Below are 13,464 nucleotides of genomic sequence, written 5' to 3' on the forward strand. Positions count from 1 at the left end.
AGCAGACGCGACCCGGCCCCGCCCGGTGCGGATCCACGGGGCGGGGCCGAGCGGGACCGGGCGAGCCGTCAGCGGGTGGCCGGTTCCGGGTAGAAGTCGCGGGGCCGGCCGCGGTTGTCCTTGAGGCGGGCGAGCAGCGTTGCCGGGTACTCGATGAGCCAGTAGCTGGCCGCCGCCGTGGGCACGGCCGCCAGCAGCACGATCGCGATGGCGAGCGGGAAGCCCGCCTGGCCCGTCGGCAGCAGCCCGGCCTTGTGGAGCTGGAGCATGACCGGCTCGTGCCAGATGAAGAGGCTGTAGCTGATCAGCCCGACCGCGGTGAGCCAGCGGGCCGTCAGCATCCGGTTCCAGTAGGTGCGTTGGCGTACCCGGAGGGTGCTGAAGAGCAGCAGCACCCACAGGGCGGAGGCGAGCGGGTGGTAGTAGGTGAAGGTGAAGTTCTCGGGGGCGGAGTCGAGGGAGAGGTAGTAGAGGCCGGCCAGCGCGGCCATGGAGAGGGTGAGCGCGGGGCCCTTGCGCAGTTTGCCGCGGTCGCCCAGGGCTGCCGTCAGCACCGCCAGTCCCATGCCTGCCGCGAATCCGCCGAAGCGGGCCTGCGGGCCGAAGTAGACGGCCCAGTCGGTGTGCGGCACCCCGTAGACGTAGTGGGCGACCGCGATCCAGACCAGCGGCACGACGTACAGCAGCAGGCAGCCGGCCGCGCACACGGCCACCCGGGTGCGCCGCTGCCGCAGCCGCCGGCAGGCGCGTACCGCCAGCGGCCCCAGCCCGACCAGCACGAAGTAGAACAGCACCTCCAGCGAGAGGGACCAGGTCGGGCCCAGGGTGTAGAAGATCCGCTGCTGGTCGAAGACATGGGTGAAGGTGAGATGCTCGACCAGGTCCTGCCAGTTGCCCGGCAGGGTGGGATTGCGGGTCGCCCAGACGACGAGGACCGCGAGGAAATACAGCGGCAGGATGCGGATGGCGCGGCGGAAGAGGAACAGCCGGGCCGGCCGGATCGACCGTCCGTCGATCGCGGCCCGCGCGTACGACAGCGTCAGCAGATACGCGGACATCACGAAGAACAGGTCGATGACTTCGAGGGAGAGGACGGCACCCACGTACTCGTTGGCGACCGGTGGGTGCATGCCGTTCGAGTCGTAGCTGTAGTACTGCTGCCATACGTGGAAGATGACCGTGCTCAGCGCGGCGAGCCCGCGGAAGCCGTCGATGTCACTGGCCCGGCTGCGGGACGGGGCCCCCTCCGGCGGACGGAGCCTGGCGGCGGGGGCGGGCTTGGCGGGGCGGACTTCGGACAGCGTGCTCATCGTCGGGCCACCGCCTTCGCGGCGGCGCGCGGGGTGACCCGCCACTGCCGGTCCCCCAACGCCTCCTTCAGATGGGCCTGTCGGGCCACCAGGTTCTTGAAGTGGCTGTAGAAGAAGGTCGAGACGAAGAAGTACGACCAGAACCAGGGGCTGCGCTGGCGCAGTTCGGGGACCGCGAGCCGCCAGGCGAAGAGCGCCTGTACGGGCCCGGCGGCCATCGTGAACACCACGGCCAGGACGCAGATCGGCACCGCCCAGTCGAGCCGCTCGAAGCCGCCGGCGCGCCACGCCGAGTAGAGGAGGATCGGCAGGATCTGCAGTGTCAGCCAGGGCTGTATCTCGCGCCAGCCGAGCAGGACGAACATCCCCAGTTTCTGACGGACCGTGAAGACCGGCGAACGCAGGCCCTGCCACAGGTGCTTGAGCGACACCTGGAGCCAGCCCTGTGCCCAGCGCGACCGCTGGTTCCACAGCGCCTTCAGCGTGGTGGGGGCCAGTTCGCGGGAGATGAGCGTGCGGTCCACGGCGAACCGGGAGCCCTCGTTGAGCGCGCGCAGCGTCGAGTCGATGTCCTCGGTCAGCATCGAGCCGTGCATACGGGTGCGGGCGAGCAGATCCGTGCGCCAGAAGCCGTTCGAGCCGCCGAAGACGCCGAAGCCGTAGAGGCGGGTGCGGCCCGGGTGGCTGACCGCGTAGATCGCCTCGAACTCGACCGCGACCAGCTTGGCGACGCGGGAGCTGTCGCCGTTGCGGATCACGCAGTGGCCCTGGACGACGTCGTAGCCGTTGGACAGCCAGTGCCAGGCGTCGCGGAAGGCGGTCGGGGCGGGGTGGTGGTCGGCGTCGAAGATGCCGACGAACTCGCCGCGGACGCGGGTGACGGCGGCGTTGATGTTCTGCGCCTTGGAGGTGGAGCCGGCGACCGGGAGCAGCACGAGGCGCGGGTCGCGGGCAGCGATCTCGCGCAGGGTTTCCTCGACGGGCAGGGGGTGCGGCGTGTTGTACGCGAGCACGATCTCCAGCTCGTTGGGGTAGTCGAGGCGGAGGAACGACTCGACGGTGTCGACGATGGTCGCCGCCTCATTGGGCAGATACGCGGCGATGACGGCGCTGGCCGGCGGATAGGGCTGGCCGGGCTTCTCGGGCCGGGGGGTCGAGTCGAGGGAGTACAGGCACTCCAGGACGATGAGCAGCGCGGACAGCACCAGCCCTGCCACCACCACCCAGTACATGGCCGAGCCGAGGTCCCAACCCAGCTCGTATGTCTGCTGGTAGAGCACGAACGGCACGCCGACACCGAGCAGCAGTGTCAGGACCGGCGACAGCGCCGACAGGGCGGGGCGGATCAGCGAGCCGAGGGGGCGGCGCCGGTGGCGGTGCGGTGCACCGCGCATCCAGGGCGCGTACCTGACGGGCCGTAGGTCCCGGTGCCGGATGGCTTCCTGTACGGCGTCCCGCGCCTTGGCGATCGCCTGTGTTCCGTCGGGGCATTCGGCCAGCGGCAGCCAGCCGATCGCCGGGGTCAGGCGGACGTTCTCGTCGGCGACGACGAAGCGGGTGCCGGCCACGGTGTTGGCGAACTTCTGGAGGGCGCGGCGTGCGGTCTCCTCGTCGACACCGGGCATCAGCATCAGCAGATGGCCGTCGTCGTCCCAGCCCAGCCGGTCGCAGAAACTGCCCAGCCGCTCCGCCACACCGGCCAGCCGTTCGGCGACCTCACGGCGTACCCGCGGTCCGAGCCGGGCTTCGAGGGCGCCGATCTCGGCCACGCCGACCACGGCGATGACGCCGCCGCGCCGGCTCGCTTCGGGGCGTTGGAGTTCCCGGTCGAGTTCGTCCAGAAAGTGCGGGTGGGAGTAGAGGCCGGTGCGCGGGTCGAGGAGCAGACTCTCCACCGGGACCGGCACGCGGCGGAGTTTGGCCTCGATCCGGGCGGACAGCTCGACCGGGTCGGAGGCCTCGGGTATGCAGTCGTCGGCCCCGTTGCGCAGCATGTCGACGATGCCGGCGGGCTCCGGGGTGGCGGTGACCATGACGAGCGGCAGGGCGCGCCCGCCGGGGATGGTGCGGACCTCGCGGATCAGGTCGAGGCCGGCCCGCTGGTCGCCCGGTGTACGGCTGGGGTCGGGGCCGTGTCGGCCGTGCTCGTCCAGAGCCACGACCGCGTCCGGGGGCGCCTGTTGGACCTGCTGGTTCACCTTGCCCGGCGGGGCGTGGCTGACCTCGTGTCCGGTCGACCGGAGGGTCTGGGTCAGCCGGTCCACACGCGGTCCCGGGGTGCCGACCACCAGGACGTGGCCGCCGCCGGCGGGGGCATCGGCGTGGGGGTGGGGGGCGTCGGTCCGAGGCGCGTCGGCGTGGGGGGCGCCGGCGAGTTCGGGGTGGCGGCCGAGGCCGCTGTGGACTGCCGTGTCCGCGTTGCCGAGCAGCGCCACGGAGGAGTCCTGGGGGCTTGGTTGGTGCGAAGTGAGCACCGGGATTGTCCTTTCTTGCATGGAGGCACGCGAAAGCCGGTCCGGTCGCCAGGAGTGCGGGAGTTGCGGACCATGGGGGGCCTTGGCGTCCGGGTCACAGCAGCAGGCGGCAGCCCGGCGTCAAAGGCCGGTCGGTGGCCTGTTCAGTGGCGGTACACGCACGGCGGGCGGCTCAACGGGCCTGCCCGGAAGGCGACTTCATCTGACGCCGGAAACGGCGTGGCCAGGTCTGCCCCGGAGCGGGAAACCGGAAATCGTCCGTGCGGTCGCGAAAGCGCGCGGGGTGGCGCGGTGGTCATGGCGAGAGGGTGCCGGGCGGCCCGGCCCAATTGCGTCTGGCGCAGGGCACCGGCAATTGACGGAGGCACCGAGAGACCCTGTCCACCGGACAGGGCCTGGAGACCGTCTTTCCGCGAGTCGACCTCTCTCGTCAGGACGCGCAGGTATTAAGCCTCGGAGCGCGCGAGCGCGATCCAGGAGTGTTCGCATGTGGAGGTCCCATCCTGATCGGATTGTGGGGGGAGGACCGAATGTCGTTCAGTGCAGGTTCAGTGCAGCCGGCGAACCCGGGTCGGTGGGTGCGTCGACAACGCAAGCCTCGGCGATCACTGTGACACTGCACCTTCATCTACGTAACACTCTCATTACGGCCGACTGTATTACCAGCCTCGCGGAACGGAAACGCGCCCCTAACGCCGATACACGGCCATTTCGCGCCTTTGGGTCCGCGGCTCCACACTTTCGGCACGCCGACCGTTACGCGCTTCTCGAACTGCTATATCCGGTACGCGGCTTGATGACCGAAATCAACTACTAGGCAGTAACTCCGGCTTCCGCCAAAGGCGCCGGCTCGCGCCTTTGCGTCGCGGAGGAACTGGAGATTCGTACCTCTGGACCATCTGTTAATCTGCCCGCCCCTGGAGGTTCCTCCATCTACCGCTCCCCCAAAGCACCCTCGCGCTCCGGGTGCAGCGAGGTGTCCCGTACGTGTACAGCACTCCGTTTTCCCCAGCAGAGGCCAGATCCGCGCGGGCCCGGGTGGGTCTGAGCACGGCTCAGGTCGCCCAGACCATGACGGCGTGCGGGGCCCCGGTCCGCCCCGAGATGGTCGATGCGTGGGAGTACGGCTCCCAGATCCCGACCGAGCACCAGCTCTTCGTGCTCGCCGATGTCCTGTGGTGCCCGCCGACCGTGCTGATGGGTGTGGAACCGCGGACCCTGGCCGAGCACCGGATGGCCCGGCAGTTGAGCGCGGAGCGGCTGGCTCAGCTGATCGGCATGGATCCGGAGATCTACCGGGCGGCGGAGGCGGCACAGGAGTGGCCCGGCGACTACCGCCAGACCAAGGCGCTGGTGGAGGCCCTGGGCCTGTCGCTGCGCAAGCTGATCGGGGTCATGGGCCGGGTCGACGAACTGGCCGGGCATCTGCGGACGGCCATCGACGGGCGCTGGAAGGCACACGTCGGACCGATCACGGAGATCACCACACTCAACAAGACACGGGTCGGCGACGCGCTGCGCACCATGCACACGGAGTTCCAGGAGTTCTCCGAGCGCTACATGGGCCATGTGGTGGCCAGGAACGACGACTCCCTGCTCAAGGGCATCAAGGCCGAGCGCTCCGCGTATCTGCGCCGGCTGGTGGACCACTTCTGGGAGCTGATCGGCGACGCGGGCGAGGCGCCCCCGTTCAACACGGTGAACCACTAGGGACAGCGCGAGCGGGCTCGACGGGGAGACGCGACGAGACCCTCGGCAGGGAGACAAGAGGCCGGGGTGGGACCACGTACGGGTCCCACCCCGGCCTCTGCGTACGGCGCCGCTCAGTGCGCGGCAGCCCCGCCTGTCCCCCGCCCACCCGTGCCCATGTGGGGATCCATCGGCTCGTCGTCGTCCTCGATGTCGTCCCAGTCGATCTCCATCGACTTGCGACGCCCGATGACGTTGAAGAGCAGGTTCAGCAGGATCGCGGTGAGACTGCCCAGTGTGATGCCGCTGTCGAGGACCGCGCGGACGTCCTCCGGCATCCGCTCGAAGAGCTGCGGAATGGCGGTGGGCAGCAGCGAAGCGGCGAAGCCGACGGCCACGATCAGGGCGTTGCGCTCCTCGCGCAGATCGACCTTGCCCAGGATCTGGATGCCGACCGCGGCGACCATGCCGAACATCGAGATCGCCGCGCCGCCGAGCACCGGGTGCGGGATCGCGGCGACCAGGCTGCCGGCCTTCGGGAGCAGCCCCAGGACGATCATGAATCCGCCGGCCGCGACCACCACATAGCGGCTCATCACCTTGGACATCCGCACCAGACCGATGTTCTCGGCGAACGCCACATAGGGGAAGGAGTTGAGGACGCCGCCGAGGACGGTGGCGACACCGTCGGCGCGCAGCGCGCTGGCCACGGTGTCGTTGTCGACCTTCTTGCCGGTGACCTCGCCGATGGCGTAGACGTCGCCGGTGGTCTCCACCATCGTAATGATCATGACGATGACCATCGCGATGATCGGGAACAGCTCGAACTTCGGCATGCCGTAGTGGAACGGCGTGCTGACGCCGATCCAGTCGGCGTTCGTGACCGCACTGAGGTCGACGTCGCCGAGGAACCAGGCGACGGTGGTGCCCCCGACCAGGCCGAGGAGCACCGCGAGGCTGCTCAGGAACGGCTTGCCGACACGGACCAGGGCCAGGATGAACAGCAGGGTGCCGAGGGCGTATCCGAGGTTCTTGAGATCGCCGAATTCGGGCTTTCCGGCCAACTGGGCACCGCCGGCCGCGTCCTGGAGGCCGGTGGGTATCAGCGTGAGGCCGATGATGGTGAGGATCGTGCCGATGACGACCGGCGGGAAGTACTTCACCAGCTTGCTGAGGAAGGGCGCCAGGAGGAAGGTCGCGATGCCCGCCGTGATCACCGCGCCGTAGACGACGAGCAGACCGGCGGTGCCGCCGCCCGCGCCCAGGCCGATGGCGATCATCGGTGAGACGGCGGTGAAGGTGACGCCCTGGACCAGGGGCAGTCGCGCGCCGATCTTCCAGACGCCGAGGGCCTGGATGATGGTGGCGATACCGCAGGTCAGCAGGTCCGCGTTGATCAGGTAGACAAGCTCCTCGTGGGACAGGCCCAAGGCATTTCCGAGGAGGATCGGGACGATTACCGCTCCCGCGTAAAAGGCGAGGACGTGCTGGAATCCGTAGAGCGTGAGCTTGCCGACGGGCAGTACCTCGTCGACGGGGTGAGCCCTCTGGCGGAGGGACTGCTGGGAGGTTTGCCGGGGGACTCGTGCCATCTCTGCCTTGCCTTCGGGAGGTAGGTGAATAAGAGGGGAACCGGCGCCTTTCCGTCCCCACAAGGACGGTTACGGCGCCGGCCTGGGTCATACAAAGCCGACGTTCAGCGGTGTTGCCCACACCACCGATGCCCACACAGCCCGCGCTGCGCAATGCGTCCTGGTTCGGCAGGACATCCTGCATTCAGCGAAGCAAATCCCGGTATTTCTATGGAATTTGCAGGTGGGGCCGATCGGAGCGTCACCTTAGTTGACCTCCGGCATTTCGCGCGAGTAGCCGGCCGCCGGGCTCCGGAGTCACAACAGGCGGGGGCCAGGACACCGCCGTAAAATTCCTGGTATGGCACAGGGGCCGGATTCTCCTACCGCGCCTGAGCTCGTCGTGGAGTCCGGCGGTGACACCCGGGTGATGAGTCCGCAGCGGACTTACCACGTGGGACGCGATCCCGCCAGCGATGTCGTACTGGACGACGCCAGGGTCTCCTGGCATCACGCGGTACTGCGGACCACGGCCGGCCACTGGATGGTGGAGGACGAGGGCAGCACCAACGGCACCTTCACCGACGGGCGCCGGGTGCAGCGGACCGATGTCGGACCGGGAAGCGTGATCCGGTTCGGGAATCCCGCCGACGGCCCGTGCGCGGTGCTCTCCGGGGTGCCGCGGCAGGATGAGACCATGACCCGGAAGCCGTCCGCGGTCGCCTATCCCGCCGCCACCCACACCTTCCGCCGGCCCAGTTCGGTACGGCCGCTGCCCGCGGCCCGTACCACCCGGATCGGGCGCGCGGACGACAACGACCTGATCGTCGACGACCTCGCGGTCTCGCGCCGGCACGCGGAGCTGCGCGCCGGGACCGAGGGCTACGAGATCGTCGACCTGGGAAGCCACAACGGCACCTACCTCAACGGCCAGCCGGTGAATCGTTCACCGGTCGTCCCCGGCGACATCATCGGCATTGGCCACTCCGCGTTCGCCCTCGTCGGCGAGGAACTCCAGGAGTTCGTCGACACCGGCGAGGTGTCACTGGACGTCCAGGGCCTGGCCGTACACGTCGACCACAAGGCGCTGCTCGACGAGGTGTCCTTCCCCGTGGGCGAGCGGTCGCTGCTGGCGGTGGTCGGACCGAGCGGCGCCGGCAAGTCGACACTGCTCAACGCGCTGACCGGGCTGCGGCCCGCCGACCAGGGCGCGGTGCTCTACGACGGCCGCGACCTCTACCGGGACTACGCCGAGCTGCGGCAGCGCATCGGACTCGTACCGCAGGACGACATCCTGCACTCCCAGCTGACCGTGCGCAGGGCCCTCTCCTACGCCGCGCAACTGCGCTTCCCCGAGGACACCGCCAAGGACGAGCGACAGGCACGGGTCGACGAGGTCATTCACGAACTGGGCCTCGACCAGCGGGTCAAGCAGCCGATCCACAGCCTCTCCGGCGGCCAGCGCAAGCGGGTCAGTGTGGCACTGGAGCTGCTGACGAAGCCGTCGCTGCTGTTCCTCGACGAGCCGACGTCCGGGCTGGACCCGGGCATGGACCGCTCGGTGATGCATATGCTGCGCGGCCTGGCGGACGACGGCCGTACGGTCATCGTCGTCACCCACAGTGTGCTCAGCCTGGATGTCTGCGACCGGCTGCTGGTGCTCGCGCCGGGCGGCCGGATCGCGTACTACGGGCCGCCCAAGGAGGCGCTGCCGTACTTCGGCTTCGAGCAGTGGCCGGAGGCGTTCGAGGCCTTCGAGAACGACCGGGAGCGGGACTGGGCCGGGCAGTTCCGGGCCTCCCCCGTGCACCGGCGCTATATCTCCGCGGACTCGCAGCAGCCCCGCCACATCCCCGAGGCGCCGCGCGGTTCGGTGGCCGCGCCCAAGGCACAGAGCTGGGGCGGCCAGCTGCGCACGCTGGTGCGGCGGTATGCGGCGGCGCTGTCCGCCGACCGGACGTTCCTGATCATCATGGTCGCGCTGCCGTTCGTGATGGGTGCGATGGCACACGCCCTGGCCGGCAGCAAGCTCACCCCCGACTCGGCGTTGAACGCGCTGCTCATCCTGTGTGTCGGCGCGGTGCTGACGGGCGCCGCGAACGCGGTGCGGGAGCTGGTCAAGGAAAGGGTGATCTACCAACGGGAGAGAGCCGTCGGCCTGTCCCGCTCGGCGTATCTGATGTCCAAGGTGCTGGTCCTGGGGCTGATCACGGTCGTGCAGGCCGTCGTACTGACCATGGTGGGACTGTTCGGGGTGGATCTGAACGCGCCGGGAGGAAAAGGGGTATTGCTGCCGCCGCTGCCTGAAATCACCCTTGCCGTGGCGCTGTTGGCCTTCACCGCGATGATGCTCGGCCTGTTCGTCTCCGCCCTGGTGCGCAAGGAGGAGGTCACCATGCCGCTGCTGGTCCTCCTCGCGATCGTGCAGGTCGTGTTCTGCGGTGCGCTGCTCAAGCTGCACGGCGTGCCGGGGCTGGAGCAGCTGGCGTGGCTGGTGCCGTCCCGGTGGGCGCTCGGCGGCATGGCGGGCACGATCGATCTGCACCGGATCGTGCCGCAGGAGATCACCGCCGACCCGCTGTTCCAGCACTCGCCGTGGATCTGGCTGCTCAACATGGTCATGCTGGTCGTGCTGTCGGCCATCCTCGGATTCCTGGTCGCCAAGCTGCTGCGACGGCGCGAGCCCGAGATCATGCGCAAGTAGCGCCGAGGAGCCGCCTGTGACCGCGCCCCACTTCCTCCCCAGCCATGTCGTCCCGCCGGACGGCATGTCGGCCTGGTCGACGCCGGACGGCAGCCGGCCGACGGTGCCGCTCGATCCGCTGCTGCCCGTCCAGGTGGTCGACCGCCGCGGCGACTGGGCGCTGGCACTGTGCTCCAACGGCTGGTCGGCATGGGTCGACGGGCGGCTGCTGCTGTCACTGCCGCACGGCCCGCCCGCCGCCGGACAGCCGGCGGCCCGCACCGCGGACCCCCGGCCGCTGCTGGGCGCGGTCGAGGGCGAGCTGGGCCGGTTCCGACGGCTGGTGGAGGAGCTGGCCGCGGGGCGGCTGGACGGCGAGTCCTTCGCGGAACGCACCCGGGGCATGCGGGTGGGGGTGGTCGTGGACGGCGAGGCGGTCTGGCTTTACGACGTACGGCACGAGCGGTGGTGTTACTGCGACGGGGTCTCGTTGCAGACCTTCGCGGTGACGGAACGGCCGTCGGCGAGTGGTGGCAGGTCAGCGGGGTCATCGGCGAGTGGTGCCGAGAGTGCCGATCCGGGTGCGCCCGAGGCCGGGGGGCCGGGCGTCGGAGAGTCGGATCTGGGGGCGGTGGAGGCGTACGGGGCGGGGGCGGGGGCGCGGGCGGCCGAGGGGCCACCGGAGGCCGACTACGGCGCGGGGGCGGGGGAACCCGTGCCGGGCGCGGGGGAACCGGCATCCGAGGCGGCGGAACCAGCACCAGCTCCGGATGGTCCTCGCGGCGGTACGCCCGGTGGCCCTCCGCCTCCGCCCGACGCGCCGGACCCCGACGAGACCCGTGCCATCCGGCCGGAGGACCTGCCGCCACGCCCCGCGCACCCACCGACCCGCACGGGTGACTCCCCGTGAGCGCCGAGGGCGCACCCGGCCGCCCTGAGGAGAGCCGCCCCGAGAAGAGCCGTCCCGAGGAGAGCCGCCCCGCTTCCGACACCTCCGCGCTGCGCGGCCGCCGGATCGCCGGATACCAGCTGCGGGAGGAGATCGGCCGGGGCGGCATGGCGGTCGTCTACCGCGCGGAGGACCTGCGGCTCGGCCGCACCGTCGCGGTGAAGCTGCTGGCGCCCGAACTCGCCCGCAACGACACCTTCCGGCAGCGCTTCGTCCACGAGTCACGGGTGGCCGCGGCGATCGACCATCCGCACATCGTGCCGGTCTTCGAGGCGGGTGAGACGGAGGGCGTGCTCTATATCGCGATGCGGTACGTCGAGGGGCGGGACCTGCGGGCGCTGCTCGACCGCGACGGCCGGCTGCCGCTGGAGACCGCCTGCCGGATCGCGCTCCAGGTGGCGTCCGCGCTGGACGCCGCCCATGCGCACGACCTCGTGCACCGGGACGTCAAACCCGGCAACATCCTGATCGCCGAGGGCACCGACGCCGACCGCCCGGAGCACGCCTATCTGACGGACTTCGGCCTGACGAAGAAATCGCTGTCGCTGACGGGCTTCACCAGCGTCGGGCAGTTCGTCGGCACGCTGGACTACGTGGCACCGGAGCAGATCTCGGGCCGCCCGGTGGACGGCCGGTGCGATGTCTACAGTTTGGCCTGCGTGATCTTCGAGATGCTGACCGGGGCGCCGCCGTTCCGGCGGGATGACGACATGGCCCTGCTCTGGGCCCATCAGTACGACCCGCCGCCGACCCTGACCAGCCTGCGGCCCGACCTTCCGCCGGCCGTCGACACGGTGTTCGCCCAGTCCCTGGCCAAGGCCCCCGAGGACCGCTACGACACCTGCCGGGGATTTGTGGCGGCACTGCGGGCGGCCGGGCGGACGCCAGTGCCCGGCGCCACCACCGGCCCACCGGAGGGCCACGCTCCGACACGCGTGGACGTACGGGTGGACCAGGGACCGCGCAGCACCGCTCCCCCGCCACCGCCTCGATGGGCGACACCGGTGTTCCCGGGGAGGTAGCCGGGGAACGGGGGAATCAGCCACGGTGATCCGGCGAGGCCGCCGGCGGAATCGGGGGGCACCCGGCGGAATCGAGGGGGCCACCCGGCGGAATACCGCCCAGCGCCCCCGCGTTGTGGACCCGCAGGGGGCCTTCCCGTCCCCTAGGGGATCCGTTCGAACGCCCCCTAAGGGTTGTCCCCGACCTCCCCCGGATGTCGCACACGTCGCGCCATCAGGCTGCCGAGGTAGCCGGTGACCAGCCCCCAGACGATGCCCACCGCCACCAGGCGGAGGAGTTGCGGCAGCAGGGTGACCTCGCCGCCCAGCCCCGCACCGAGGTCCCCCTCACTGAACAGGGAGACCCCGTAGTGCGCGGAGATCCGGGTGAGCAGTCCGACGATGAGCAGGGTGAGTCCCAGGGCCGCGGCGATTTCCAGGGCGTGCCGCCAGGCCGGCAGCCGGGCCGGCGAGCGGACCGCCGCGGCGAAGGCGGCGGCGAGCAGCACCAGCGCCGCCAGGGCCACCAGGACCCAGGCGCGGCCGTCGCGCTCCGCGATCGAGCCCAGGTCGAGGGTCCGGCTCCCGCCGCGGGTGCGCAGCACCTGGTCGAGTGCCTGCGGCATGGGCAGTCCGATGGCCTTGTCGACATGGCCCGTCCAGGCGCCGCCGGTGCCGACGCCCAGCGCGATCCAGGCGAGGTTCGGCAGCCCGAGGAGGATCACCGCGACGGTCTCGGCGGGATGGCCTTCGGTGATGAGCACGACCACGCCGACGATCAGCCCGACCGCCACATAGCCGAGCAGCACCAGCAGCATCGCGAAGGCGGGCGGCCGTACCGAGTTCTGGAGGTGCAGCAGCCGGGACGAGAGCGGGGCCCGGCGCGAGACGAGGAAGGTGAGGGCCAGCAGCGCCAGGACCCAGAGCAGGCCGAGGCCGAGCGTCGCGGGGAGGTCGGCGCGGAATCCCACGGTGGGTGTCGCGCCGAGCTCCGCGCCGATCTCGTCGGCGATGTCGTCGCCCAGGGAGAGGGTGAAGCTGTGGCGGGCCACGAGCGTGAGGAGCAGCAGAAGCAGCAGCCAGCAGGCCGCCGTCCGGGCGATGCGGCCGAGCAGTTCGCCGGTGGTCGCCACCGCCCGGTGGCGCAGCGGCAGCAGGAAGACGGTGGCGGTCACCAGCGCGCCGGCCAGCGTCACCGACAGCGGGACGACGTCGGTGGCGGCGTCCGCCTGGACGATGAACCCGGCGCCGCCCGACAGCTCGACGGTGCCGCCGGCCGCGATGAGGACGGTGGCCGCGACCACCGGGAAGAACGCGCCGCCCGGCAGGTCCGCCGCGCCCGCCGCCCACAGGCCGAGGGCGGCGACCACGAACATGGTGGCGATGCCCGCGGCGGCCGCGCCGAGGGCCTGCCCCCAGGCCCGCAGGGGCGGCGCGGCGCCGCCGGGACGTGCCGGACGCGCGGGGACGGCCGACGCGGGGCCGGGCATCTGGCTCACGCTGTCTCCTCCCGGGCACGGGACCACGCGGGAAGGATCCGCCTGATCCGGGGACGGTCCGCAGGTGATCCGCGGTTGATGGTCCGCAGGTGATCCGCGGGTGATACGGGGACGATCCGCGGGTGGCCTGGGGAGGATCCCGGGCTCCGTCTGATCCTCCGTCCGATCTGAGGCGCCTTCACCACACGTCCGGCACTCCCGCCAACTCCTGCACGCACCACCGTAAGCACGCACGGGCCGCCCCGCTTGCGGACAGCGCCGACCCCGAGCACACAATGGCTGCAACCC

At 70.7% G+C, this 13,464-nt stretch carries 8 protein-coding genes; 4 read left to right on the top strand and 4 right to left on the bottom strand.

What is annotated here, in order from left to right:
• Positions 1-68: 68 nt before the first annotated feature.
• Positions 69-1,310, bottom strand: coding sequence for an acyltransferase family protein (locus FCH28_RS24805; protein ID WP_136742361.1), 1,242 nt, complete (start codon positions 1,308-1,310; stop codon positions 69-71).
• Positions 1,307-3,784, bottom strand: a complete 2,478-nt coding sequence (locus FCH28_RS24810) for a glycosyltransferase (RefSeq protein WP_246103157.1) — start codon at positions 3,782-3,784, stop codon at positions 1,307-1,309. Before FCH28_RS24810 ends, FCH28_RS24805 begins: the two co-directional genes overlap by 4 nt.
• A gap of 1,071 nt (positions 3,785-4,855) precedes the next feature.
• Here FCH28_RS24810 and FCH28_RS24815 point away from each other — a divergent pair.
• Positions 4,856-5,494, top strand: coding sequence for a transcriptional regulator (locus FCH28_RS24815; RefSeq protein ID WP_136742363.1), 639 nt, complete (start codon positions 4,856-4,858; stop codon positions 5,492-5,494).
• Between the two features lie 113 nt (positions 5,495-5,607).
• Here FCH28_RS24815 and FCH28_RS24820 read toward each other — a convergent pair whose 3' ends face one another.
• A complete protein-coding gene (locus tag FCH28_RS24820) occupies positions 5,608-7,065 on the bottom strand; it encodes a nucleobase:cation symporter-2 family protein (protein ID WP_136742364.1) in 1,458 nt (485 codons plus the stop codon).
• A gap of 340 nt (positions 7,066-7,405) precedes the next feature.
• Between FCH28_RS24820 and FCH28_RS24825 the strand changes: the two genes are divergently transcribed.
• The 3 genes from FCH28_RS24825 to FCH28_RS24835 all read left to right on the top strand — a co-directional run bounded on the left by FCH28_RS24825 (position 7,406) and on the right by FCH28_RS24835 (position 11,698).
• The gene (locus FCH28_RS24825) at positions 7,406-9,748 is read left to right on the top strand and encodes an ABC transporter ATP-binding protein/permease (RefSeq protein WP_136742365.1); all 2,343 of its coding nucleotides are present in this window, start codon (positions 7,406-7,408) and stop codon (positions 9,746-9,748) included.
• A 16-nt stretch (positions 9,749-9,764) separates the two neighbouring features.
• Positions 9,765-10,637 (top strand): hypothetical protein, encoded by an 873-nt coding sequence (locus FCH28_RS39925; protein ID WP_136742366.1) that lies wholly within the window; start codon positions 9,765-9,767, stop codon positions 10,635-10,637.
• Between the two features lie 89 nt (positions 10,638-10,726).
• Positions 10,727-11,698, top strand: a complete 972-nt coding sequence (locus tag FCH28_RS24835) for a serine/threonine-protein kinase (protein WP_246103196.1) — start codon at positions 10,727-10,729, stop codon at positions 11,696-11,698.
• Between the two features lie 167 nt (positions 11,699-11,865).
• On the opposite strand, the gene FCH28_RS24840 is transcribed toward FCH28_RS24835, so the two are convergent.
• Entirely contained in the window at positions 11,866-13,176 is a 1,311-nt protein-coding gene (locus FCH28_RS24840) for a streptophobe family protein (protein WP_136742368.1), read from the bottom strand.
• Positions 13,177-13,464 lie beyond the last annotated feature (288 nt).

The sequence above is a fragment of the Streptomyces piniterrae genome (genome assembly GCF_005048155.1).
In the GTDB taxonomy this organism is placed as follows: domain Bacteria; phylum Actinomycetota; class Actinomycetes; order Streptomycetales; family Streptomycetaceae; genus Streptomyces; species Streptomyces piniterrae.

What these genes read in the sequence shown, in the direction of transcription:
- FCH28_RS24820 (WP_136742364.1), bottom strand. Translation starts at nt 7,065, where the DNA reads ATGGCACGAGTCCCCCGGCAAACCTCCCAGCAGTCCCTCCGCCAGAGG.
- FCH28_RS24805 (WP_136742361.1), bottom strand. Translation starts at nt 1,310, where the DNA reads ATGAGCACGCTGTCCGAAGTCCGCCCCGCCAAGCCCGCCCCCGCCGCC.
- FCH28_RS24825 (WP_136742365.1), top strand. Translation starts at nt 7,406, where the DNA reads ATGGCACAGGGGCCGGATTCTCCTACCGCGCCTGAGCTCGTCGTGGAG.
- FCH28_RS24815 (WP_136742363.1), top strand. Translation starts at nt 4,856, where the DNA reads ATGACGGCGTGCGGGGCCCCGGTCCGCCCCGAGATGGTCGATGCGTGG.